The organism is Corynebacterium sp. AOP36-E1-14 (genome assembly GCF_052377495.1).
Lineage (GTDB): Bacteria > Actinomycetota > Actinomycetes > Mycobacteriales > Mycobacteriaceae > Corynebacterium.
In genome coordinates, this window is the sequence record NZ_JBQSWV010000020.1 from 23,902 (window position 1) to 47,256 (window position 23,355).

A 23,355-nucleotide genomic window follows, 5' to 3' on the forward strand; every position below is an offset into this window, starting at 1 on the left:
TGTGTCATGATCCCCTCATGACGTCCTTCCCGCACCCCTCAGCCACCGTTCCCAACCGCCACGCCCGCCGACGCGCGGCGTCCGGCGTCCTCGCCGCGGCCCTGCTCCTCGCGGTGCCCGCATGCAGCACCGACGGGGAGGACGGCTCCAACTCCGACTCGGTCACCGACGTGGCCGACGGGGACGTGCGCACGGTGACGGATTCCGAGGGCAACGAGGTGGAGGTCCCGGCGGACCCGCAGACCATCGTCACCCTGCACTTCGCCGCCGTGCAGGCACTCCTGGACCTGGGGACCGAACCCGCCGGCCAGAACGGCACGGCCACCAGGTCCCTGCTGACCGAGGAGCAGTTCGAGCGGATGAAGGACGTTCCGGACATCGGCCGGGACGGCCAGGCGGACCTCGAGGCCGTCGCGGCGCTGGAGCCTGACCTGATCCTCGTGCCGAACATGGTGGACGAGGAGATCGTGGAGAAGCTGCGGGAACTCGCTCCGTCCTACATCTACACGCACGCCGGGCCCGAGCGGGCGGACTGGTCCGGCCGGGTGGCGCAGATCGCCGACGCGGTCAACCGCACCGACCGCTACGAGGAGCTCGAGGAGGATCTGCGAGCCCGTCAGGAGGACGTCGCCGATGCCTACGGTGATGAGCTGGCCGACCGGCGGGTGGCCTTCTTCGCCTCCTACGACGACCAGGAGATCACCGCGATGGGCTCCGGCAGCATGGCCGGCGAGATCATCACGCCGGCGGGTGCCCGGTTCGCCGACGGCATCGACGACGCCACCCGCGACGCCGACGGTTGGGAGCAGGAGATGTCGGCGGAGAACCTCAGCTCGGTGCTCGGCGACGCGGACCTCGTCTTCTACGCGACGGGGTTCGACGGCTCGACGACCGACTCCCTCGACACACTGATGGAGTCGACCGCCTTCCGTGACCTCGAGGCCTCCCGGCAGGGGGAGGTCCACCCGCTCGGCAAGGGGACCATCGCCGGATTCACCGACGCCTTCGACGTCCTCGACAACCTCGAGGACGCCGTCGAGGACTCCTCCGCCAACTGACCCGGGAGGGGTATGCTGGCCGTCCATGCGACTGTGGAGCCTTGACCCCTCGATCCTCGACCGTGCCGCACTCGTGGCCTGCTGGCGCGAGGCGTTGCTGGCGCAGAAGGTGCTGGAAGGCGGGACGCGGGGTTACACCGCGCACCCGCAGCTCAGGAGGTTCCGCGCGCAGGACGCCCCGACCGAGGCTATCGCCGCCTACCTGTGGGCCCTGCGCGAGGAGGCCACGGCACGGGGCTACCGCTTCGACGGCACCCGGATCCACGGCACGGCGACGCCGGACGACCTCACACCGGTCCCCGTCACCGGCGGGCAGCTCGCCTACGAGCTCGAGCACCTGCGTCGTAAGGTGACCGAGCGTGCGCCGGAGTGGCTGGACAACCTGCCGGACGCGAGCCTCCCGGACGACGAGATCCCCGCCCACCCGCTGTTGCGGGTCGTGGCGGGGGAGGTCGAGGACTGGGAGGTGGTCAGCGACCCCCGGCGGTAGCGTTCTCGTGTTCCGGGTTCACCGCGGAGACCACGTTCTTCTCCGCCCGCGGGTCCAGGGGCACGATGTTCGGCGTCCCGGTGACCGGGTCGGGGACCACCAGGGCGCGCAGTCCGAAGACCTCCTCGACGAGCTCGGGGGTCATCACGTCCTGCGGGGCGCCGGTCGTCACGATCCGCCCGTCGCGCATCACGATGAGGTGCCCGGCGTAACGGCAGGCCTGGTTGAGGTCGTGCAGCACGGTGACCACGGTCTTGCCGTCGTCGTGGAAGGTGCGCAGCAGCTCCATCAGCTCGTACTGGTGGGCGATGTCCAGGAATGTCGTCGGCTCGTCGAGCAGCATGATCGGGGTCTGCTGGGCCAGCAGCATCGCCACCCACACGCGCTGGCGCTGACCGCCGGAGAGTTCGGAGACGAGACGGCCTGACAGCACGTCGGTGCGGGTGGCCTCCAGGGCCTCCTTCACCGCCTGCTCGTCCTCACGCGACCACTGGTGGAACAGCGACTGGTAGGGGGCGCGCCCGGGGGCGACGAGGTCGGCGACGCGGATGCCCTCGGGTGCCAGGGAGGTCTGCGGGAGCAGTCCGAGCTGGCGGGCGACGTCCTTCGCCCCGTAGGACGAGATCTTCTTGTCGTCCAGCAGGACCTCGCCCTTCGCCGGGGTCAGGACGCGGGCGAGTGCGCGCAGCAGGGTGGACTTGCCGCAGCCGTTGGGACCGATGATGGCGGTGAACGACTCGTGCGGGATATCCACCGAGAGGTCGGTGGAGATGATCCGCTGGTCGTAACCGATGGTGGCGTCGACGGCCTTCAGGCGGGTCGAGGGGCCGTGCGTTGAGTCAGTCATTCCATGTTCCCGTTAGTTGGTCTGTTTCGGTGCGCCGTACTGCTTGCGGGCCTCGCGGACGAGCAGCCAGATCATGTACACGCCGCCCACGCTCACGGTCAGCAGACCGACGGGGATCGAACGGTAGAACTGGGATATCACCAGCGAGAGGAAGTGGGCGAAGGTGAGCAGGGCGGCACCCACCGCGGCGGCACCGAGCACGGTGACCCCCGGGGTGCCGGCGATGCGCCGGGCGAGCTGCGGGGCGACCAGGGCGATGAAGCCGATGGGCCCGGCGGCGGCGGTGACCAGCGCGGTCGTGGCCACACCGGTGATCATCAGGGCCAGGCGGGTACGTTCCACGTTCACGCCCTGGGTGGTGGCGGCGTCGTCGCCGAGTTCCATCTGCTTGAGCGCCGGGGCCAGCAGGGCGATCAGGACGATGACCAGGATGCCGATGGCCAGGACGGGCAGCAGCGACTGCCAGGTGACCCGGTTGATCGACCCGGCGGACCAGAAGCCGACCATCATGGCGTCCTCCACGTCGGCGCGGGTGATCAGGTAGGCGTTGAGCGAGCCGAGGGTGGCGGAGACGCCGATGCCCACGATGATCAGGCGGAAGCTCTGCACCGACTTGTTCTTGCGGGCCAGCAGGAAGACCACGAAGGCGGTCAGCACGCCGCCGATGATCGCGGCGAAGGCGATGTTCCAGTAGGCGGTGGAACCGATGACCAGCATGGTCAGGGTCACGGCGGTGAAGGAGCCGGCGTCGAAGCCGATGATGTCCGGGGAGCCCAGCGGGTTGCGGGTCATGGACTCGAACACCGCGCCACCGATGCCGAGCAGGGCGCCGAAGAACACCGCGGAGATCGCCACGGGCATGCGCCACTCCACGACCACGATCCGGTGGAAGCGTTCGCCGTTGCCGATGATGGCGTTGAACACCTCCAGCGGGTTGAGCGGGTACTGGCCGATGCCGATGGCCACCAGGGCGAGCAGTGCGGCCGAGCCGATGAAGAGGCAGGCGACCACGCCCGAGCGGATGTGGAATCGGTGGTGGGTGAACGGGGTCCGGACGGTGCGGGTGGCGTAGCCGAAGTCGATCGTGCTGTCAGGAGTCTTCACAGGCCGCTCGCATTCTTCCGACGGACCAGGGCGATGAGCACCGGGGCACCGATGACGGCGGTGAGGATGCCCACCTCGATTTCACCGGGACGGGCGATGACACGGCCCAGGGTGTCGGCCAGCATGACCATGATCGGTCCGCCGAGCAGGCAGTAGAAGAAGATCCAACGCTGGTCCGGACCGACGATCCAGCGCACCACGTGGGGCACCATCAGCCCCACGAAGCCGATGCCGCCGGTCAGCGCGGTCGCCCCGCCGGCGAGCACGGTGACGGCCAGGATCGTCACGATCCGGGCGCGCACGACCTTGGTGCCCAGGGATGCGGCGAGGTCGTCGCCCAGGGCGATGGAGTTCAGGTCGGTGGACACCAGGACCGCCAGCACGAATCCGAGCAGGAGGAAGGGGATCACGGCCTGCGCGTCGACGATGGAGGTCCGGGCCACGGAACCGAGGTTCCAGTTGCGGATGGCCTCGAAGGTGTCGGGGTCGATGAGCTGCAGGAAGCTGGTCACACCTCCGAACACGGCGGCCAGTGCGACACCGGCGAGGACGAGCGTCGCCGGGTTCGCCCCGCGGGAGCCGCCGGCCACGCCGATGACGTAGACCAGCACGGTGGTGGCCGCGGCGCCGAGGAAGGCGAACCAGATGTACTGGGTGATGCCTGCGATGCCGAAGATGCCCACGCCCACGGTGACGGCCAGTCCCGCGCCGGCGTTGACGCCGAGGATGCCGGCGTCCGCCAGGGGGTTACGGGTGAGTGCCTGGATCAGTGCACCGGACAGGGCGAAGGCGGCACCGGTGAGGATGCCGATCACCGTCCGTGGGAAGCGCTGGTCCCACACGATGTAGGACGCCTCGTTCTCCCCGCGGTTCCAGATCGCGTCCCAGACCTCCGCGTAGGGGATGGGGTTGGCGCCGTGGGCGAGGCTGGCGATGAAGGCCAGGAAGAGGACGACGAGCAGGACGACCAGGCCGATGGCCCGTTTCGCGTACAGTCCGGTGGTCGTGGAGGCCGCTACGGTGTCCTTGTGGCCGTCGTCGCTGTCATCGGAGGGTGGAGCCTGCGAGGTGTCCAGGGTGTGTGTCATTGGTGCGTGAGCGGTCCCGGGACAGCCGGGAACCCCGTTCTTCCTCCTCGTAGTCGGCGCGGAGCGGACCACGTATAAGGGTTCGCTTGCCCGGGGGGCACTATCAGTAGGCTAACCTCACTGTCAAGGGATTGATATTCCCCTGACCTGCGGTCCAGCGTGTCCGGCACGCCGCCTGTGCCGCCTCGCGAACTCCTACCGGGGCCGGGCGGGCTGCTCGACCTGCAGCAGGAATCGGGGGAGGATCTCCTGGCCCGGGAGTGCGGTGGTGATGTCCCGGGCCGCGCGGGCGCAGTCGGCACCGAGCTCGGCTACGTCGGCCTCTGCCGGGATCCGCAACCGGATCTCGATGATGTCGGTACCGCGGTCGGTGGTCGCACGGTAGGACGTCGAACGTACGTCGTCGCGCTTCTCGAAGGACTGGGCGACGGCGGACGCGAGGTCCCCGGGGGACGTGCGGATCGTGCCGGTCGCCGCGGACGTCGGTGAGGCGCCCCGGCCGAGGCGTCGCCGTTCGATGTTGATGCCGATGAGGAACAGTCCCACCAGTCCGGTGACCACGGCGGCGACGATGAGGATGGCGGTGTAGTTGTCCTGCCCGGTCAGCCCGGACCAGAAGTCGCGGTCCACGGCCTCGCCGATGCGCTCGGCGGGGCCGAACTCGAAGTGCACTCCGACTGCCCAGAAGGCGAGCCCTCCGAACAGGAGGAACAGCAGGAAGGTCACGAGCCGGTCGAAGGTTGCTCTGCCACGGTTCACTTGCCTTCACCTCCTGCGGAGACGCTCACGTCGACCGTCGGGGTCGACGTCAGGTGCCCGGCGAGCTCGTTGACCTGGGCGGCCACGGTGTCCCGGATGGCTCCGGCGGAGTCCGGGGTGACCGCGGTTTCCACGGTCACGGAGATCTTCTTGCGCGTCGCCACGCTCCGGGCGGTGAGCACCCCGGGCACCCGACGTGCGGCGGCGGTGGACAACCGGGCCACGTCGACGGGGCGGGCGAACAGTGCGGTGTCGTCGTCGAACGCGAGGTGCGTCCGGCTGCGGGGGCGCAGCGTGACGATGAGGAAGATGAGCGCGACGACGGCGCAGCCGATGCCGGCCCACAGCATCCACGTCTCCTGCTGGACGGTGGCGAACCAGTCGAACACGGGCGGCAGGAGCTGCGTCCCGCCGACGGTGTCGGTGACGATGAGGATGTCACGGACGATGACGGCGGTGACGCCGAGCAGGACGAGCCCGAGCAGGACGGTCCAGCCGCGCGCATGCGGCGCGGCCTTGGGCTCAGGCGGCGCAGGACGCGACGCGTCCTTGCCGTTCTTCTTCCCGCCGTCCCGGGTCTCGTCGTCCAGCGTGGTGAGGTCGACGGCGAACCGGCCGGAGGGTTCCGGACGGTAGTGCTCGGGGTGCTGGGGTGCGTTGTGTGTCGTCGTCACCGCGGGCTCCTCCTGTCGGGTGTTGAGGTGTCTTCCGCGCCGGCCGGCCGCCAGCGGCGGGAGGTGTCGACCGTGACGGGGACCGTGCGACGGCGCCGCACGGTGGGAAAGACGGTCACCTCCAGTCCCTGGGGCGTCGGCACCGCCCGGGTGGCCAGGCCGCGTGGGGTCGGGATGTCGCGCAGCCGCGGCCCCGCCGGTGTGGGGACGTCCCGCAGCAGAGGAAGTCCCTGCGCCCGCGGGGGCACGACGACGTCGGCGTGGTCCACGAGTACCGGTTCCAGGGGACGCGGACGGGTGGCGTCGAACGGTGCGCGCGGGTGGCGCACCGGTTCGACGGGCGGGGTGACCGGATGGGCGACCTCCGGCGGCGGCGGGAGATGGACGGGGGTGAGCTGTACCGGGGCGGGAGTGGTCGGACGACGCACCGGGGTCCGGGGCGGGGCGGAGACGTGCCGCGGTACCGGCGGCAGGTTCAGGATGACCTGGGTGATGCTCACTGACTCCGGTGCCGTCGGATGCTCGACCGTCACCTCCTCCAGTGCGGTGGGGGACAGGACGTCGGTCACCGCGCGCTCGACGGTGGGGGAGGTGACGTCCAGTCGGTCCGTGGTCACGCGGGTGAGTTCGGGCGTGCGCGGTGCGCGCACCAACTCGTCGAGGGTGACCCCGGAGGCCCTGGAGCTGTCACCGGAGCTGTCACCGGACTCCTCATCGCCGGAACCTGGCACGACCGCCGTGACGTCCACGTTGACCGCCAGCACGGGCACACCGGTGGTGTGTTCGACCCATTCACCGACGGTCTCGCGGGTCACCTGTGCCACGGCCACGGTGGGCGCGGGCCAGGCGGTGGCGATCTGGACGTCGACGACCGCCGCGCGTCCGCCGGGGTCCATCTGGACGGAGACCCGGGGCAGACGCCGGCCGGTGAGCTGGCCGATCCCGGAGGAGTGGCGCAGCACGCCGGGCACGGACAGTGCCGCCCGTGTCGCGATCTTCTCCAGCACCTTCAGCTCGATGGACGTGTGGGTGCGCTGTTCGCGGTAGGCGGCACTGCGCGGAAGGTCGACCGCGGTCGCCGCGTCCGGCACCTCACCCTCGGGGGCCGTGGGCCCCGACTGTGTTGTCTGGGTGGACACGGGGGATCAGCCCCGTCCCCGGCCACTGGTGTTGAAGGCGCGGCGGAGGTCGATCAGGCCCTCCAGGTGGGCGCCGACGAGGCCGCCGACCCCGCACAGGACGAGCACCACCAGGAACCCGACCACGCCGTGCCACAGGGCACCGACGGCCAGCAGGAATCCCAGCAGTACCCCGATGATTGTCGCGTACTTCATGATGACCTCATTCTCTGTCGGACTTGTCGTCTGGGCCGGTCTCGGTGAACCTCCGGGAACCGGGGAAACTGGTGGGAAGCCGGGACCGCACGGTCCGGTCGGCGTCCCTGACGAACTTCCCGGCGGCACGCATCATGCGTCGGGTCTTCGGCGAGTGGGCGATGACGGAGCTGCGGGCGCGAAGATCCTCCGCGCGCCGCAGCACCTCGTCGGACGTCCGCTCGGCGAAGTCGGTCGCCTGGCGCGCGACGTCGTCGGGAATGAAATCGGGGAGCTTGACGCTCTCGACGCTCCGGCGCAGCGAACTGCGGCGTTCCCACTGGGCGTCGAGGTCGCGGAGCGCGGCGATGAGCTGGTCGTCGGTACCACCGCGGTCGGGGTGGTGCTCGCGGATGACCTGGCGACGCAGACGCACGTACTCCGGATCCTTGCGGAAGTCCGGGGAAGGTCCGGATGCTCCGGGACTACTCATGGTTGCTCCAAGATCTCCGGTGTCGGTGGACGGTGGGGACTACTGGACCCGCGGGGCCTGCTCGGGCTCGACGTCCTCGTCCTCGTTGTCCTCGGGCAGGTGGACGTCGTGCACGACGACGTTGACCTCGGTGACCTGCAGGCCGGTCATCTCCTCGACGGAGAGGATGATGTTGCGGCGGATCGCCTCGGCCAGTTCGTGGATCGCGACGCCGTACTCGGCGACGATGGCGATGTCGACGGCGGCCTGGCGGTCGCCGACCTCCACCGAGATACCCTGCTGGACGTTGACGCGGCCACCCGGGATGCGCTCGCGGATGGCACCGATGGTGCGCGAGGCGCCACCGCCGAGGCCGTGGACGCCGGAGACCTCACGGGCCGCCATGCCCGCGATCTTCGATACGACGACGTCGGCCACGGAGGTGCGGCCGTGCTCGGTGAACAGGTCCGAGTCGGTGTTCTCGCCGTCCTGCACCGCCGGGACCGAGCTGCTTCCGGAGTTCTTCTGGGAGTCGTTCTCACTCATGGGTGGCCTCACTGTTCTGGATGAGTCTGGATGGTGTCTCTCACGGGGCGTGCCGACGTCGGTGTCGGTACTGGCGCCCAGAATACTCATTTTTCCCGGGTGTGACGGCGGGGCGGAGGAAGATGTTGTAGCGACCCCTCCCGAACGCACCCGGCGGGCACCGGGGCCTGCGGGAAGACCGGATTTGAAGGAAGCGCCGCGCCGTGGTTAAATAGCGGACGTTGCTTTGACATTGCGTCTGAGCGTCTTCGCTTTACACCTCGTCATCAGGCCGGATCGGAACCGGTGGTGGGGGAGCCCGAGACGTGAGACGGCGCAGATGGTGAAGTGAGCATGAACCATCATCGACGGATCACCTTCGCCTGGGCATTGCCCGGACGGGGTCGGACTGTCGTGCGGTAACCCAGGTGGACCGGGCCGACACGCCCGACCGCGGGGGCCGGAGGTGGGGCATGGCAAATAAACAGCGGCAGTAAGTGAAGATCCCGGCCACCACGTTGGAGGGGCTCTTCCTCACATAGATTTCGGCGGCCACCGGGGTGCACACCCCCGTGGCGGGCCGGACGGTCACCGTGTTTGCCATCGTCTTTCCACGACGGCACTCAGGGAAACCGTGAGACCAACCGAAATCATGACTGGCGTCTGTGCCAGGCCCACGGCCGGACAGCGTTGACATTGAAAAGAAGTTCCCTCGGACCCGGGCTCCGGGCGAGGGGGACACGAGGAAGAGGACTAGCGTGGCGGGACAGAAGATCCGCATCAGGCTCAAGGCCTACGATCACGAGGCAATCGACGCTTCTGCAAAGAAGATTGTCGAGACGGTCACCCGTACCGGTGCTCGTGTGGTCGGCCCTGTGCCTCTGCCCACTGAGAAGAACGTGTACTGCGTCATCCGCTCGCCGCACAAGTACAAGGACTCGCGCGAGCACTTCGAGATGCGCACCCACAAGCGCCTGATCGACATTCTCGACCCGACGCCGAAGACCGTTGACGCCCTGATGCGCATCGATCTGCCGGCGAGCGTCGACGTCAACATCCAGTGATCTCGTCAGAGAACCTGGACTTGAGTCTGAACTGAGGCAGCGGAGACTGAATTATGAGTGAAAACGAGATCAAGGGCATCCTGGGCAAGAAGCTCGGCATGACCCAGATCTTCGACGAGGACAACCGGGTCGTTCCGGTCACCGTCGTCGAGGCTGGGCCGTGCGTCGTCACCCAGGTGCGCACCAAGGACATCGACGGCTACGACGCCGTCCAGATCGCCTACGGCGACATTGACCCGCGTAAGGTCAACAAGCCGCAGGCCGGTCACTTCAAGAAGGCCGGTGTGACCCCGCGCCGCCACTCCACGGAGATTCGCGTCGACGACGCGTCCTCCTACGAGGTCGGCCAGGACATCACCGCAGAACTGTTCGGCGACGTCACGTTCGTTGACGTCACCGGCACCTCCAAGGGCAAGGGCTACGCCGGCGCCATGAAGCGTCACGGCTTCGCCGGTCAGGGCGCCTCCCACGGTAACCAGGCCGCTCACCGCCGCGTCGGTGGCATCGGCGCCTGCGCCACCCCGGGCCGTGTCTTCAAGGGCACCCGGATGGCAGGCCGCATGGGCAACGAGCGCGTCACCCTGCAGAACCTGAAGGTTGCAAAGCTGGACGTCGAGTCCAACCTGCTCCTCATCAAGGGTGCCATCCCCGGAGTTAACGGCGGCATCGTGACCGTCAAGACCGCAGTGAAGGGCGGTGCACACGCATGAGCAACCTGACTCTCAACGTCCAGACCGCCGACGGTGCCACCAACGGCTCGGTCGAGCTGCCCGCGTCCATCTTCGACGTGGAGCCGTCCGTTCCGCTGATGCACCAGGTCGTCGTGGCCCAGCTGGCCGCGAAGCGCCAGGGCACCCACGCCACCAAGACCCGCGGCGAGGTCCGCGGCGGTGGTCGTAAGCCCTTCCGCCAGAAGGGAACCGGTCGCGCCCGTCAGGGTTCGATCCGCGCCCCGCATTACACCGGTGGTGGCACGGTCCACGGCCCGCAGCCGCGTGACTACGACCAGCGGACCCCCAAGAAGATGAAGGCCGCCGCCCTGCGCGGTGCCCTCACCGACCGTGTCCGCAACGAGCGCATCCACCTGGTGGACGAGCTCGTCGCTGGCCAGACCCCGTCGACCAAGGCCGCGCGGACGTTCATCGAGCGTCTCACCGACCGGAAGTCCGTCCTGGTCGTCCTCGGCCGCGAGGACGTCACGGCGTGGAAGTCGGCCAACAACCTGCCGAACGTCCACACCCTGGCCTTCGATCAGCTCAACACCTACGACGTGCTGAACGCAGACGACATCGTGTTCTCCGTCGAGGCGCTCAACGGCTTCATCGCCGTGGCTGACACCGCCAAGGCCGCCGCCAAGGAGGAGGCAAAGTGAGCACCATCGCCGACCCCCGGGACATCATCGTCGCACCCGTCGTCTCCGAGAAGTCCTACGGACTCATGGAGCAGAACGTCTACACGTTCCTGGTGAACCCGGACTCCAACAAGACCCAGATCAAGATTGCCGTCGAGCAGATCTTCGGTGTGAAGGTCGCCAGCGTCAACACCCTGAACCGCGCGGGCAAGCGGAAGCGCTCCCGCACCGGTTACGGTCAGCGCAAGGCCACCAAGCGCGCCATGGTGACCCTGGTCGCCGGCAGCGATCCCATCGACATCTTCGGTGGTGCGACCGCGTAGCGGCCGTGCACACCGACAGGTAAAGAGAGAGCAGAAGTATGGCTATTCGCAAGTACAAGCCGACTACGCCGGGTCGCCGCCAGAGCTCCGTTTCCGAATTCGACGAGATCACTCGTTCGACCCCGGAGAAGTCTCTGCTGCGCCCGCTGTCGAAGACCGGCGGCCGCAACGTCCACGGCCACATCACCACCCGTCACAAGGGTGGCGGCCACAAGCGTCGCTACCGTGTCATCGACTTCCGTCGCAATGACAAGGACGGCATCACCGCCAAGGTCGCGCACATCGAGTACGACCCGAACCGCACCGCGAACATCGCGCTGCTGAACTACGCCGACGGCGAGAAGCGGTACATCATCGCTCCCCGCGGTCTGACGCAGGGCACCGTGATCGAGTCCGGTTCGACGGCCGACATCAAGGCCGGCAACAACCTGCCCCTGCGCAACATCCCCACCGGTACGACCATCCACGCCGTGGAGCTCAAGCCCGGTGGCGGTGCCAAGATGGCCCGCTCCGCCGGTGCCTCGGTGCAGCTGCTGGGTAAGGAGGGCAAGTACGCCATCCTGCGTATGCCGTCCTCCGAGATCCGCCGCGTCGACATCCGTTGCCGCGCCACCGTCGGTCAGGTCGGCAACGTCGACCAGATCAACATCCGGTGGGGCAAGGCCGGCCGTATGCGCTGGAAGGGCGTCCGCCCGACCGTCCGTGGTGTCGTGATGAACCCGGTCGACCACCCGCACGGTGGTGGTGAGGGTAAGACCTCCGGTGGTCGCCACCCGGTCTCCCCGTGGGGCCAGCCTGAGGGCCGTACCCGCAAGCCCAATCGTCCGAGCGACAAGCTGATCGTCCGCCGTCGCCGCAGCAACAAGAACAAGAAGCGCTAAAGGAGGTAGTTGAGAATGCCACGCAGCCTCAAGAAGGGCCCGTTCGTCGACGAACACCTCCTCGCGAAGGTGGACGTTCAGAACGACGCCGGCACCAAGAAGGTCATCAAGACCTGGTCCCGCCGGTCAACCATCCTTCCCGATTTCATCGGTCACACTTTCGCCGTCCACGACGGTCGGAAGCACGTCCCGGTGTTCATCGATGATTCGATGGTCGGTCACAAGCTGGGCGAGTTCGCCCCGACCAAGACCTTCAAGGGTCACATCAAGGATGACAAGAAGGGTCGGCGATAGACATGTCTGACACCGCTGTCAACAACGCACGCGCAACGGCCAAGTTCGTCCGGGTCACCCCGATGAAGGCACGCCGCGTCATCGACACCATCCGCGGCAAGTCCGTGGAGGACGCCCTGGCACTGCTGCGCTTCGCGCCGCAGTCGGCTTCCGAGCCGATCGCCAAGGTCGTCGCCTCCGCCGCGGCCAACGCCGAGAACAACTTCGGCCTGGATCCCCGTACGCTCGTCGTCTCCGAGGCTTTCGCCGACGAGGGTCCGACGCTCAAGCGGTTCCAGCCGCGCGCCCAGGGTCGGGCCTTCCAGATCCGCAAGCGCACCAGCCACATCACCGTGGTTGTCGAGAGCCAGAAGGGAAGTGCTCAGTAGTGGGCCAGAAGATCCAACCCCACGGCCTCCGGCTGGGTATCACTTCCGAGTGGCGCTCCCGCTGGTACGCCGACAAGCAGTACGCTGACTACCTCGCCGAGGACATCAAGATCCGCGAGTTCCTGTCGAAGGGCCTCGACCGCGCCGGCATCGCCGACGTCGTCATCGAGCGCACCCGCGACCGGGTCCGTGTGGACATCCACACCGCTCGTCCGGGTATCGTCATCGGCCGCCGCGGCTCCGAGGCCGAACGCATCCGCGGTCAGCTGGAGAAGCTCACCGGCAAGCAGGTGCAGCTCAACATCCTCGAGGTCAAGAACATCGACGCGAACGCTCAGCTGGTGGCACAGTCCATCGCCGAGCAGCTGAGCAACCGCGTGGCATTCCGCCGCGCGATGCGCAAGGCCATCCAGTCCGCGATGCGTCAGCCCGAGGTCAAGGGAATCAAGGTCGTGTGCTCGGGTCGTCTCGGCGGCGCCGAGATGGGCCGCACCGAGCGTTACCACGAAGGTCGCGTTCCGCTGCACACCCTGCGCGCCGAGATCGACTACGGCACCTACGAGGCCCACACCACCTTCGGACGCATCGGCGTCAAGGTGTGGATCTACAAGGGTGACGTCGTCGGCGGTCGCCGGGAGTCCCTGCAGAACGCACGCGACGAGCGTCCGCGCCGCAACAACCGCGAGCGTCCGCGCCGCGGTGGTGCCCGGCGCCAGCGCGCAGAGCAGAAGCAGGAGGGTTAACCCGTGCTTATCCCCAAGCGCACGAAGTACCGTCGCCAGCACCGTCCGCACCGTTCCGGTGTGTCCAAGGGCGGTAACCGGGTGACGTTCGGCGAATACGGCCTGCAGGCCCTGGAGCCGACCTACATCACCAACCGTCAGATCGAAGCTGCCCGTATCGCCATCAACCGCCACGTCAAGCGTGGTGGCAAGGTGTGGATCAACATCTTCCCGGACCGCCCCCTGACCCAGAAGCCGCTCGGCGTGCGTATGGGTTCCGGTAAGGGCCCCGTGGAGAAGTGGGTGGCAAACGTCAAGCCCGGCCGCATTCTCTTCGAGATGGACTACCCCAACGAGGAGGTCGCCCTCGAGGCGCTCCGTCGTGCCGGCAACAAGCTGCCCTGCAAGGTGCGCATCGTGAAGAAGGAGGATCAGTTCTGATGGCTACCGGAACCCCGGCTCACGAATTCCGCGAGCTCAACAACGAAGAACTGACCACCCGTCTCACGGAGGCGAAGGAAGAGCTGTTCAACCTGCGCTTCCAGTCCGCCACCGGTCAGCTGTCCAACAACCGTCGACTGGGCACCGTGAAGCGCGACATCGCCCGGATCTACACCGTCCTGCGCGAGCGCGAGCTCGGACTGTCCACCGTCCCCGGTGGTGAGGACGCATAATGAGCGAGGCTACTGTGAGCAACGAGAACACCAAGGGCGCACGCAAGGTCCGCTCCGGATACGTCGTGTCCGACAAGATGAGCAAGACCATCGTGGTCGAGCTCGAGGACCGTAAGAAGCACGCCCTCTACGGCAAGATCATGCGCGCGAACTCCAAGGTGAAGGCGCACGACGAGAACGAGACCGCCGGTATCGGCGACCTCGTCCGCATCGAGGAGACCCGGCCGCTGTCCAAGGACAAGCACTTCCGTCTCCTGGAGATCATCGAGAAGGCCAAGTAGTCCCTTCCCAGGGATCACACTCTTCTTGACGCGTTAAACCCCCGTACCCCGGATCACTCCGGGTGGCGGGGGTTTCGTGCGTGCGGGGTCTGGTGCGTTTGGTGTATCCCGACCCCGCGTGGCGTGCAGGATTCGGTCTTCTCGTGCCGAGCGAGGACTGGATCCGGCACGCGACGCGGGGTTCTGTTCCAGCCCGCCGGGCGTTACCCGGCTTGCTGGGCTTTCTTGCTCACCTTGCCGACGCCGGTGACGGGGAACTCGTCGACGACGTCGATGACGTCGGGCACCGCGAAGCTCGCCAGGCCCTGCTCGCGTACGTACCTCTTGAGTGCACCGGCCTTCAGAGGCTCCGTGGCCTCCGAGCGGGGGATCACCAGGGCCCGGATCTTCTCGCCGAGCACCTCGTCCGGCACACCCACGACCGAGACGTCGTGCACGCCCGGGTGGGTGAGCAGCACGTTCTCGACGGCCTCCGGGGCGATCTTCTCGCCACCGCGGTTGATCTGGTCTTTGGCCCGTCCGACCACGGTCAGTGTGCCGTCGACGAAGACCACGACGTCGCCGGTGCGGTAGTAGCCCTCCTCTGTGAAGGAACGGGCGTTGACCTCGGGGGCACGGTGGTACTGGCGGATCGTGTACGGCCCACGGGTCAGCAGGTTGCCGGGCGTGCCGGCGGGCACCTCCCGGTCCTCGTCGTCGACGACGAGGATCTCGTCGTACGGGCTGATCGGACGTCCCTGGGTCGCCACGATCTCCTCGATGCCGGCGTCCAGCGGGGTGTAGTTGACCAGGCCCTCGGCCATGCCGAAGACCTGCTGGAGGTTCCAGCCGAGTTCGGGGCGAACCCGCCTGGCGGCGGCCTCGGAGAGTTTCGCACCGCCGATCCACACGGTGCGCACACTGGAGATGTCCTGGTCGTCGCGGTCGGGGTAGTTGAGCAGGCTGATCAGCGCCGGGGGCACGAGTGCGAGGTGGGTCACGCGGTGACGTTCGATCAAGGGCAGGACCTCGGTGGGCAGGGGGCCGTCGGCGAAGACGATGGTGGCTCCGACCTGCACGGCCCCGAGGATCCCCGGGGAGCTCATGGTGAAGTTGTGGGATGCCGGCAGCGCGACGAGCAGGACGTCGTCGCCGCTCAGGTCGCAGACGTCGATGGAGGCACGGACCGAGTAGAGGTAGTCGTCGTGGGTACGCGGGATCTGCTTGGGTACGCCGGTCGTACCGCCGGAGAGCTGCAGGAACGCCAGCGACTCCGGGGATGCCGGCGTAAGCGGCGCGCTGGCGAGGGTGATCGGCGCGGCGTCGGCGGCGTCCCCCACGGCGCCTGAAGCGTTCCCCGCAGTGGCCCAGGGGTCCGCGGCGCGCTCGTCGACGAGCACGGTGGCGACGGTGCGTCCGTCGTCGAGCGGGCGGGCCAGGTCGTCCTGCACGCGGGAGAGGTGCCTGTTGGGACGCGAGGTGCCCACGTAGTGCCCGGCGGGGGCGTGGGTGGCGAAGTGGCGGACCTCGGAGGACCCGTGGGCCGGCAGGGCGAAGACGGGGACTGCGCCGAGGCGCCACAGCGCGAAGACGGTCTCCAGGTAGACGACGCTGTTCGGCAGCTGGACGACCACCCCGTCGCCGGGGCCCACGCCGGCGTCGGCGAGCACGCTGGCGGCGCGGGCCACGCCGTCGTCCAGTTCGGACCATGTCAGTGAGCGTGTCGCGTCGACGGCGGCGGTGGCGTCCGGCCGCGCCTCCACGGTGCGACGGAAGAGGTCCCAGTGGGCGTCGCCGGTCCAGACGCCGAGTTCGCGGTAGTACTCCGCGGCGTCGGCGGTGAATCCGTTGGCGAGTGTCTCGTTCATGCCAGTGTCTCCTTCTCGGCGGTGAGTGCGGCGGCGACGGCGGGGGCGATGGCGTCCCACCCGTCCTCCGTGACGAGTCCGGCGTGGGTCGTGTCCAGGGGCAGGACGTCCGGCTCGTGGGGCAGTGCGTCGCGCCAGGCCGGCGCGGGGTTCCAGACGACGTCGGGATGATCGTGCTCCGTCAGTCGCTCGTCGGCGCGGGTGGCGACGACGACCTGCGCCCGCCCGGTGAAGGCGCTGAGGTCCACCGGTGTGGCAGAACGCATCAGCCGGTCACAGTAGGTGAGGTTGTCCAGCAGTGTGTCCGTGCCGGTTGTCGCGTCGGTCCCGGTACCGGTCAGCGCCCGCAGTTGGTCGTCGCTGTAGCCGGACGTCGCGGGAATGTCGGGCATGGCGGGTGCCGTTCCGGCCGGGTAGGCGTCGAGGATGCCGAGGTAGCTGACCTCCCCGCCGCGGCGCAGGAGCTCGGCGACCATCGACTGGGCGACGAGCCCTCCGAAGGAGTAGCCCAGCAGACGGTAGGGCCCGTGGGTCTGGACCGACTGCACGGTGTCGACGTAGCCGGCGGCGAGTGCCTGCACGTCGTCGACGTCGGGGTGGGGGTCGGGCAGCTGCAGCCCCGTTACCGGAACGTCTGTACCGTCTGAAGCATTTTCGCCGGTGAGCCGCGTGGTCAGGCCCCGGAAGGGAAGTGCCAGACCGCCGGCGGGGTGGACGCAGAACAGCGGCGTTCCAGAACCCGCGCTCAGGGGCAGGACGCTGCGGCCGGTGTCGGTCTCGACCTCGGTGTCGGCGTCGGACGTCCCGGCGAGGCGCGCGGCGAGGGCGGCCGGCGACCCGGTCTCCACGATGTCCTGGATCGTCACTGTGGCGAGCCCGCCGGTGCCGTCGCGGCGCAGGCGCCCGAGCAACCGCATGGCCAGCAGGGAGTGCCCGCCGATGTCGAAGAAGTTGTCGTGGACGTCCACGGTGTCCACCCCGAGCAGGTCGGCCATCAACGCGGCCGCCGTCGCAGCAACGGCAGAGTCGGCAGAGTCGGCAGAGTCCGCAGAGCCGCTTCCGTCGCTGTCCTTCTCACTGGTAGAGGCCGAGGACACCTCGACCGCAGCCTCCGGTGCCTCGCCCGTGGTACGGGCGACCCAGGCGGCGGGCAGAGTGTCGAGGACGTCGCCGACGGTGTGCTCCGCGCCGTCGGTCAGCACCTCGAGCACCGACCGCAGCGTCCCCGCCGCCTGCTCGACGAAGGCCTCGTCGATCAGGTCGGGGCGGTGCGCCAGCACCACCCGCGGGACGTCGCCGGGCGGCACCACCAGCGACAACGGGAAGTCCGTCATCCCGTCGGCGTGCACCGCGGCGACCGTCACCCGGTCCTGCGCGTCCGAAGCGCCCGATGCGTCCTGCAGCGACGGGAAGTTGTCGTAGACCACCAGCGTGTCGAAGAGCGGGCCCGCCCCGGCGAGCTGCTCGACGTGCACCAACGGGGTCGAGGCGTGGTCGGTCATCCCCGCCTGGCCGTGGCCGACGGCGGTGAGCAGCTCGGCCAGCCGGTCCGTCCGGCGCAGCGCGACGCGCGCCGGCAGGGTGTTGATGAACAACCCGACCGTGTGCTCCACTCCCTCGAGCTCGGTCGGACGACCCGACACGGTGGTGCCGAAGACCACGTCCTCGCGTCCGGACAGCCCAGCCAGGGTGAGTGCCCACGCGGCCTGCAGCAGTGTATTGGGGGTCACGCCGGCCCGTCGGGCCGCGGCGGTGAGGCCATCGGTGAGTGCGTCGGACGCTCCGGTGATCTCCCGCACCTTTTCGCGGGGAGCCTCGGCGTTGGTCCCGGGCGCCAGCTCCCGCACCAGGGTGCCGCGGTCGAGGCCGTCGAGGTGGGCGCGCCAGGCGTCGTCGGCGTCGCGCGGATCCTGCTCGGCGAGCCAGTCGAGGTAGGTGGCGTAGGACGCGGCGTGCGGCAGCGGCTCGTCGTGGTAGATCGCCAGCAGGTCGCGCAGCATCACCGGGGTCGACCACCCGTCGGTGAGCAGGTGGTGGTTTCCCAGCACCAGGCGCGCGGTGGGGGCATCTCTGTCTGTGCCGTTGTCACCGTCCGGCAGCAGGACCAGCGTCGCGGTGACCAGCGGCCCGCGGGCGGTGTCCACGCGGCGGTGCGCGGTGGAGCGCAGCAGCTCGTCGGCGGCGTGCAGCGCGTCCTCGCGGGAGAATCCGCGCAGGTCGACGGTGCGCCACGGCAGCTCGGCCGCACGCGGGACGAGCTGCACCGGGCTGTGGTGCGTGGTGGTGTCGAACCGGGCGCGCAGCTGGTCGTGACGGTGCAGCACGCCGGTAAACGCGCGGTGCAGACGGTCTGGGTCGACCGTGCCGCGCAGGTCCACACCGGCGGCGAGCACGTAGCCGTCGCCGCCGCTCACGGCGTGGTAGAGCAGCCCCTCCTGCAGTGCGGAGAGGGGCCTGACGTCGGCCAACGGGCCGTGGTCCTGCTCCCAGGTGTCGATCGTGTCCTGGCTGACTCCGCCGTGCCGGGCGAGGGTGACGTCGCCCCGGGACGCACCGCCGTCGCTCGTGCGGGCGTGGACGGCCAGGTCGGTGAAGGCGCGGGACGCCCGGTGCGCCAGTGCGTCGTCGCCGGCGAGCACCGTGTCGGTGTCGCCGACGATCAGCAGCGGTGCGTGCGCACTGTGCCCGACCGGGGCCATGCGGGTGTCACCGCAGGTCACGGTGATGGCGGCCGGGTCCGTTGATGCCGTGTGACCACGGTGTTCCTTGGCGTGCAGCAGTGCCGCCCGCGGCGTCGCCTGCTGTGCTGCCCGCTCGTGGCCGGGCAGGGCAGGAAGGGCGGGGACGCGGCGCACGGTGCTCAGTGACCCGATCACCCGGGAGGAGTCGGAGGCGTCGGCGGCGCGGCTCAGCACGTCGACGGGCCCGCCGGTGGCCAGGAGCGCCGCGGCGACCGCCACGTCCTCCCGCCGGGTCCGGTACAGCCCGGCGAGCCGGTCGAAGACCCCCGGGGCGTCTGCCAGGGTGGTGCGGTGCGTGGTCACCGGGGTGACTGTCACGGCTGTGGCAGCAAGCCCCGTGGCCCGCCAGGAACCCGTCGGCGCGGGGAGCGCGCGACCGGACAGTGCGGCGGCGAGGTCGTCCAGCAGGACACCGACGGACGCCGGGTCTGCCACCGCGGCGTCGACGGCGACGCGCAGCATGGTCGAGTCGGCGGCGGGTGGGGCGATCCGCCAGACGATCCCGGAGGTCGGTGAGACCGAGCCGGCGAGTTGCTCACTGCCGAGTCCCGCCGGGGCGATGATCGTGTCGGCGGGCACCAGAGGCACGCGGGGCACCACGAAGCGAGGCGCACCGGCGGTCGAGGTGTCGAGCACGACGCGCAGCGCACCGTGGGTGGTCATCATCGTGGTCACCGCGTCGACGAGTCGGTCGTGCAGGGTTGCGGTCGGTAGGTCCACGGCCGGTAGGTGAGCGACATCGAGGTGGCCGAACAGGATCGGACGGGTGCCGTTGACCACGGTGGTGGGCACGGCCCCGGTGTCGTAGCGCACCGCGGTGTCCGCCACGGTGTCGTCGTTCGACGACTCCTGCCGGACGCCACGGGCCGATTCCTCCCGGGCGGCGCCGGCGGCGCCGGCGGCGCCGGCGGCGCCGGCGGCGCCGGTGACCGCGGCGACCCGTCCGGCCCCGGCGGCGACGTCGGCCAGCTCGACTCCGGTGAGAAGGTCCTTCGCCTGGACCACCAGGCCGCGTTGGCGCAGCCGTCCGGCGACGGTGAGCGCGCCGATGCTGTCCCCGCCGAGGCTGATGAAGTCCCGGTCGAGGTCGACGGTGGTGTCTGCACCGGTGTCGGGGGTGCCGAGGGTCTCGGCGACGACCTCGGCGAGGAGGCGCTCGGCGTCGGTGCGGGCAGGACGCGCCGATGCCGGTCCGTCCTCCCCGGCGTTCCCGGCCTGTTCGGCGCCGGTGGCGTCCTGAAGGGCACGCCGGTCGACCTTGCCGCCGACGGTCAGCGGCAGCCGGTCGTGCACCAGTACCCGGGTGGGCACCAGGTGACCGGGGACGGTGGCCGCCATGTCCGCGCGGACCTGGGAGGGTGATGTCGTGCCCTCGGTGGTGACGTGCGCGATGAGCTTGAGCGCACCGGGCTGCCCGAACGTGCCCACGGCGGCGCCGGTGACCTGCGGCAGCGCCAGGAGGGCGGCCTCGACCTCGCCGGGTTCCACACGGTGGCCGCGGATCTCCAGCTGGTTGTCGACGCGGCCGAGGAAGTGGTGTGCACCGCCGGCGTCCGGCACCCACCGCACCAGGTCGCCGGCGCGGTAGCGGCGCTGACCGTCCACCGTGTCGAAGGCGGCGGCGCTCTGCTCCTGCAGGCCCCGGTAGCCCAGGGCCACCTGCGGGCCGGCGAGGAAGAGTTCGCCGGTCTCGTGGTCGGGGACGATCTCCCCGTCGGTGTCGAGGATCTGCGCGGTCATGCCGGGCACGGGGCGTCCGATGGTCACCGGGCCGTCGGTGACGCGGGCGGCCAGTGCGTCCACGGTGGTCTCGGTGGGGCCGTAGACGTTCCACGCCTGGAAGTCGCGGGTGCGCGCCGGGGTGGCGAGTCGGTCCCACAGCGACTGCGGGACGGCCTCGCCACCGAGGATGACCGTGGAGACCTCGGCGTCGTCCAATGCGCCGGAGTCGATGAGGGCGCCGGCGAGTGAGGGCGTGGCGTCGAGCACGTCGATGCCGTCGTCGGCCAGGGCGGTGCGCATTGACGCGGGGTCACCGACGACGTCGGTGGGGTAGAGGTGCACGGTCGCGCCGGTGAAGATCCAGGACAGCTGGTCGATCGCGGCGTCGAAGGAGAACGACGCGGTGTGGGCGATGTGCAGTTCCCGTGCGGGCTGCGCCGAGCGCGCACGCGACCAGGCGTCGGGGTAGAGACCGGTGCGGTGCCCGGCCAGCAGGGCCTCCACGGCGGTGCGGGTGACCTGCACGCCCTTCGGCGTCCCGGTCGTTCCCGAGGTGTAGAGCAGGTACGCCAGGTCGGGTGTGACGTCGCCGGACGCACAGCCAGCAGTGCGGACGCCGGACCCGTCGATGACGGCGACGGCACCGGAGTCGGCGAGGATCGCCTTGCGCCGGGCCTGCGGGTGCTCCCGGTCGAGCACGACCACGGCCCGGTGGGCCCGCCACACCGCCAGCAGGGCGACGGCCAGGTCCACGCCCTTGGGCAGGTCCACGGCGACCACCCCGAACTCCCCGTTATCCCCGGTGAGCTGGCTGATCTCGGCGGCGAGCTCGGTGATACGGGTGTGGAGGGACGCGGCGTCGAGGGCGGTGTGCGCGTCGACGAGGCGTCCTGCGCCGGACGCCAGGGCGTCGACGAGATCGTCGAGAGGCAGGACGTCCCGGGCGTCCGGCAGCGGATCGCCCGCGCGCCGCCGTGCGGCGGCGTCGGTGAACTCCCGGCTGCGCAGCCGGACGTCCTGCAGGGGACCCTCGGCGGTGAGCAACGCCCGGACGTCCTGCAGGCGCTGGCGTGCGGTGTCTGCGTCCACGCTCGCAGGGTCGGTCTCGAAGGCGAGGTCGACGCCGCCGTCGGCGGCCGGGGTGACCACGAGCACGAGGTCCTCCGGAGGGCCGCCGGCGACGTTGCGCAGCACACCGGTGGTGCCGTGGAAGTCGAGGGTGAAGTCGAAGGTCTTCAGGTTCAGCCCCACCCCGTGCAGCACCGCCGGGCTGCCGAGGTCGCGGGAGAGCTCGCTGCCGGGGTAGCGCTGGTGGGTGCGCAGGGCGTCCAGGGTGTCGCGCACGGTGGCGGCCAGGTCGGTGACACTTCCGGTCGGGTCGACCGGCAGGCGCAGCGGGAGCATGTTGACCAGCATCGCCGGGGTCCGGCGCAGCGGTCCGGAGGTGCGCGCCATCAGCGGCATCGCGATGAGCGCCTCACAGGAGCCGTCGGGGCCGTCGGGAGCAGGGGAGGTGTGGCCGAGTTTGCGCAGCCAGGCGGCGTAGGCGGCGGTGACCAGGTCGGACCAGGCCAGTCCGAGGTCCTCGGCGCGGGCCTTCAACGCCTCGACCTCGCCGGCGGGCAGACGCAGGGTGGTGGTGATGCTGGCGGTGCCTGCACCGTGGACGAGGTCCTCGCGTCCGGCGGTGGCCGGGGTGGGGGTCATGGTGTCGGCCCAGAAGTCGCGGTCGGCGCGGTAGTCCTCGCCGGCACGGTAGTCGGTGTCGGCGGCGACGACCTCGGCGATGGGGGCGAACCTGGTGCGACGTGCGGCACATCCACCACTCAGTGCGGTGTAGTGGGCGGCGGTGCGCCTGGTCAGCAGGGCCGCACTGTACCCGTCGACGATGATGTGGTGGTACAGCTGTATGCACCACACCTCGTTGACGCCTGTGCCGTTCTCCCCGAGGTCGAGGATGAGGTAGCGGAACAGCGGACCGTCGGTCATGGTGCGCCAGCGCTCCCCGCAGGCGGTCTTCTCCGCGTCGATCACCGCGGTGGCGGTGAGCCGGGGATCCGGCGCGCCGGAGAGGTCCAGGATCTCGGGCAGCACCGCGGCGGTGTCGTCGACGTACTGGCGGGGACCGTCGTCGGTGTCGGTGAAACGCAGCCGCAGGGTCTCCGCCTCGTCGACGGTGAGCCGGACGGCCTCGGCGAGCAGGCCGGTGTCGATGCGTCCGGCATCAGCTTCTGGTCTCAGCTCCAGCACCTCGCCGACCACGTAGTAGGGGGAGGTGGGGTCGAGCTGCTGGGCGTTCCAGATCCCGTGCTGCGCGGCCGTGAGCGGGAGGAGGCCGGCGGTGGAGCCGGGGGACGACGGGTGGGGCACCGGTGGTCCTTTCAGGGTCAGAAGTTGGAGAGGCTTACTTCACTTCGTGGGGTGGTGGTACAGTCTGCGCGTCACCGGACAGGTGACACCGAACTACAAGGAATCAAGAGGTGCAGGATGGCTGACGGTGCTGACGGCAAGGTCGACGACAGGGTCGAGGCGACGATGGGCCGGCTGCTCGCCCGCGTGGCGGAGTTGCTGAACATCGAGGTGTCCCAGATCGACACCGACGAGGAGCTCATGGACCAGGGGCTGGACTCGGTGCGTCTGGTGGAGATCGTGACCTTCCTGCGCAGGGAGGGGTTCGAGGCCGACTTCGCCGACCTCGCCGAGGACAGCTCGGTGGACGCCTGGCGCGAGCTGCTCACCGACCAGGTCTAGAGCAGC

General features: G+C 69.5%; 25 protein-coding genes. 14 read left to right on the top strand and 11 right to left on the bottom strand.

Annotated features, from left to right (window positions below; genetic code table 11):
* The first annotated feature begins 17 nt into the window (after positions 1–17).
* Positions 18–1,058 carry an ABC transporter substrate-binding protein gene (locus ACT3TD_RS10170; protein ID WP_441579567.1) on the top strand — a complete coding sequence of 347 codons (1,041 nt, stop codon included), beginning with the start codon at positions 18–20 and terminating at the stop codon, positions 1,056–1,058.
* Between the two features lie 25 nt (positions 1,059–1,083).
* Positions 1,084–1,548, top strand: coding sequence for a pyrimidine dimer DNA glycosylase/endonuclease V (locus ACT3TD_RS10175; protein WP_301443995.1), 465 nt, complete (start codon positions 1,084–1,086; stop codon positions 1,546–1,548).
* Here the strand turns inward: ACT3TD_RS10175 and ACT3TD_RS10180 are convergent.
* The 9 genes from ACT3TD_RS10180 to ACT3TD_RS10220 form a co-directional block, all read right to left on the bottom strand.
* Positions 1,529–2,395, bottom strand: a complete 867-nt coding sequence (locus ACT3TD_RS10180) for an ABC transporter ATP-binding protein (protein ID WP_301443996.1) — start codon at positions 2,393–2,395, stop codon at positions 1,529–1,531. The genes ACT3TD_RS10175 and ACT3TD_RS10180 overlap by 20 nt on opposite strands.
* Before the next feature lie 12 nt (positions 2,396–2,407).
* Positions 2,408–3,499 carry a FecCD family ABC transporter permease gene (locus tag ACT3TD_RS10185; protein WP_444626358.1) on the bottom strand — a complete coding sequence of 364 codons (1,092 nt, stop codon included), beginning with the start codon at positions 3,497–3,499 and terminating at the stop codon, positions 2,408–2,410.
* Positions 3,496–4,587, bottom strand: a complete 1,092-nt coding sequence (locus tag ACT3TD_RS10190; RefSeq protein ID WP_444626360.1) for a FecCD family ABC transporter permease — start codon at positions 4,585–4,587, stop codon at positions 3,496–3,498. Before ACT3TD_RS10190 ends, ACT3TD_RS10185 begins: the two co-directional genes overlap by 4 nt.
* Before the next feature lie 195 nt (positions 4,588–4,782).
* A complete protein-coding gene (locus ACT3TD_RS10195) occupies positions 4,783–5,346 on the bottom strand; it encodes a hypothetical protein (protein ID WP_444614785.1) in 564 nt (187 codons plus the stop codon).
* On the bottom strand, positions 5,343–6,020 hold the full coding sequence (locus ACT3TD_RS10200) for a hypothetical protein (protein ID WP_441579571.1): 678 nt from the start codon (positions 6,018–6,020) through the stop codon (positions 5,343–5,345). Before ACT3TD_RS10200 ends, ACT3TD_RS10195 begins: the two co-directional genes overlap by 4 nt.
* A complete protein-coding gene (locus ACT3TD_RS10205) occupies positions 6,017–7,159 on the bottom strand; it encodes an Asp23/Gls24 family envelope stress response protein (RefSeq protein ID WP_444614784.1) in 1,143 nt (380 codons plus the stop codon). The genes ACT3TD_RS10200 and ACT3TD_RS10205 overlap by 4 nt, the downstream gene beginning before the upstream one ends.
* A 6-nt stretch (positions 7,160–7,165) precedes the next feature.
* Complete coding sequence (locus ACT3TD_RS10210; RefSeq protein WP_301444146.1) at positions 7,166–7,354, bottom strand: hypothetical protein; 189 nt, start codon at positions 7,352–7,354, stop codon at positions 7,166–7,168.
* Between the two features lie 7 nt (positions 7,355–7,361).
* Positions 7,362–7,826, bottom strand: coding sequence for a hypothetical protein (locus ACT3TD_RS10215; RefSeq protein ID WP_444614783.1), 465 nt, complete (start codon positions 7,824–7,826; stop codon positions 7,362–7,364).
* A 39-nt stretch (positions 7,827–7,865) separates the two neighbouring features.
* Complete coding sequence (locus ACT3TD_RS10220; protein ID WP_301444148.1) at positions 7,866–8,351, bottom strand: Asp23/Gls24 family envelope stress response protein; 486 nt, start codon at positions 8,349–8,351, stop codon at positions 7,866–7,868.
* A 737-nt stretch (positions 8,352–9,088) separates the two neighbouring features.
* On the opposite strand from ACT3TD_RS10220, the gene rpsJ reads away from it, so the two are divergent.
* The 11 genes from rpsJ to rpsQ are packed head-to-tail and all read left to right on the top strand — an operon-like array spanning position 9,089 to position 14,288.
* On the top strand, positions 9,089–9,394 hold the full coding sequence (gene rpsJ / locus ACT3TD_RS10225; protein ID WP_010120790.1) for a 30S ribosomal protein S10: 306 nt from the start codon (positions 9,089–9,091) through the stop codon (positions 9,392–9,394).
* 53 nt (positions 9,395–9,447) lie between these two features.
* On the top strand, positions 9,448–10,104 hold the full coding sequence (rplC, locus tag ACT3TD_RS10230) for a 50S ribosomal protein L3 (RefSeq protein WP_441583039.1): 657 nt from the start codon (positions 9,448–9,450) through the stop codon (positions 10,102–10,104).
* Positions 10,101–10,766, top strand: a complete 666-nt coding sequence (gene rplD, locus ACT3TD_RS10235) for a 50S ribosomal protein L4 (protein WP_441583040.1) — start codon at positions 10,101–10,103, stop codon at positions 10,764–10,766. Before rplC ends, rplD begins: the two co-directional genes overlap by 4 nt.
* Positions 10,763–11,068, top strand: a complete 306-nt coding sequence (rplW, locus tag ACT3TD_RS10240; protein WP_444614782.1) for a 50S ribosomal protein L23 — start codon at positions 10,763–10,765, stop codon at positions 11,066–11,068. The genes rplD and rplW overlap by 4 nt, the downstream gene beginning before the upstream one ends.
* 38 nt (positions 11,069–11,106) lie before the next feature.
* Positions 11,107–11,949 (top strand): 50S ribosomal protein L2, encoded by an 843-nt coding sequence (rplB, locus tag ACT3TD_RS10245; RefSeq protein ID WP_444614781.1) that lies wholly within the window; start codon positions 11,107–11,109, stop codon positions 11,947–11,949.
* A gap of 15 nt (positions 11,950–11,964) precedes the next feature.
* Entirely contained in the window at positions 11,965–12,243 is a 279-nt protein-coding gene (gene rpsS / locus ACT3TD_RS10250) for a 30S ribosomal protein S19 (protein ID WP_014010890.1), read from the top strand.
* Positions 12,244–12,245: 2 nt separating this feature from the next.
* Positions 12,246–12,611 carry a 50S ribosomal protein L22 gene (gene rplV, locus ACT3TD_RS10255; RefSeq protein WP_038546287.1) on the top strand — a complete coding sequence of 122 codons (366 nt, stop codon included), beginning with the start codon at positions 12,246–12,248 and terminating at the stop codon, positions 12,609–12,611.
* The gene (gene rpsC / locus ACT3TD_RS10260) at positions 12,611–13,354 is read left to right on the top strand and encodes a 30S ribosomal protein S3 (protein WP_444614780.1); all 744 of its coding nucleotides are present in this window, start codon (positions 12,611–12,613) and stop codon (positions 13,352–13,354) included. Before rplV ends, rpsC begins: the two co-directional genes overlap by 1 nt.
* Before the next feature lie 3 nt (positions 13,355–13,357).
* Complete coding sequence (gene rplP / locus ACT3TD_RS10265; protein ID WP_145941229.1) at positions 13,358–13,774, top strand: 50S ribosomal protein L16; 417 nt, start codon at positions 13,358–13,360, stop codon at positions 13,772–13,774.
* Positions 13,774–14,007, top strand: coding sequence for a 50S ribosomal protein L29 (rpmC, locus tag ACT3TD_RS10270; protein WP_441582747.1), 234 nt, complete (start codon positions 13,774–13,776; stop codon positions 14,005–14,007). Before rplP ends, rpmC begins: the two co-directional genes overlap by 1 nt.
* The gene (rpsQ, locus tag ACT3TD_RS10275; protein ID WP_444614779.1) at positions 14,007–14,288 is read left to right on the top strand and encodes a 30S ribosomal protein S17; all 282 of its coding nucleotides are present in this window, start codon (positions 14,007–14,009) and stop codon (positions 14,286–14,288) included. Before rpmC ends, rpsQ begins: the two co-directional genes overlap by 1 nt.
* A gap of 203 nt (positions 14,289–14,491) precedes the next feature.
* Here the strand turns inward: rpsQ and ACT3TD_RS10280 are convergent, their stop codons facing one another.
* Positions 14,492–16,135, bottom strand: a complete 1,644-nt coding sequence (locus ACT3TD_RS10280; RefSeq protein ID WP_444614778.1) for a (2,3-dihydroxybenzoyl)adenylate synthase — start codon at positions 16,133–16,135, stop codon at positions 14,492–14,494.
* Complete coding sequence (locus ACT3TD_RS10285; protein ID WP_444637987.1) at positions 16,132–22,968, bottom strand: condensation domain-containing protein; 6,837 nt, start codon at positions 22,966–22,968, stop codon at positions 16,132–16,134. Before ACT3TD_RS10285 ends, ACT3TD_RS10280 begins: the two co-directional genes overlap by 4 nt.
* A 117-nt stretch (positions 22,969–23,085) precedes the next feature.
* Between ACT3TD_RS10285 and ACT3TD_RS10290 the strand changes: the two genes are divergently transcribed.
* Positions 23,086–23,349, top strand: coding sequence for a phosphopantetheine-binding protein (locus tag ACT3TD_RS10290; protein ID WP_441579917.1), 264 nt, complete (start codon positions 23,086–23,088; stop codon positions 23,347–23,349).
* The last annotated feature ends 6 nt before the right edge of the window (positions 23,350–23,355 follow it).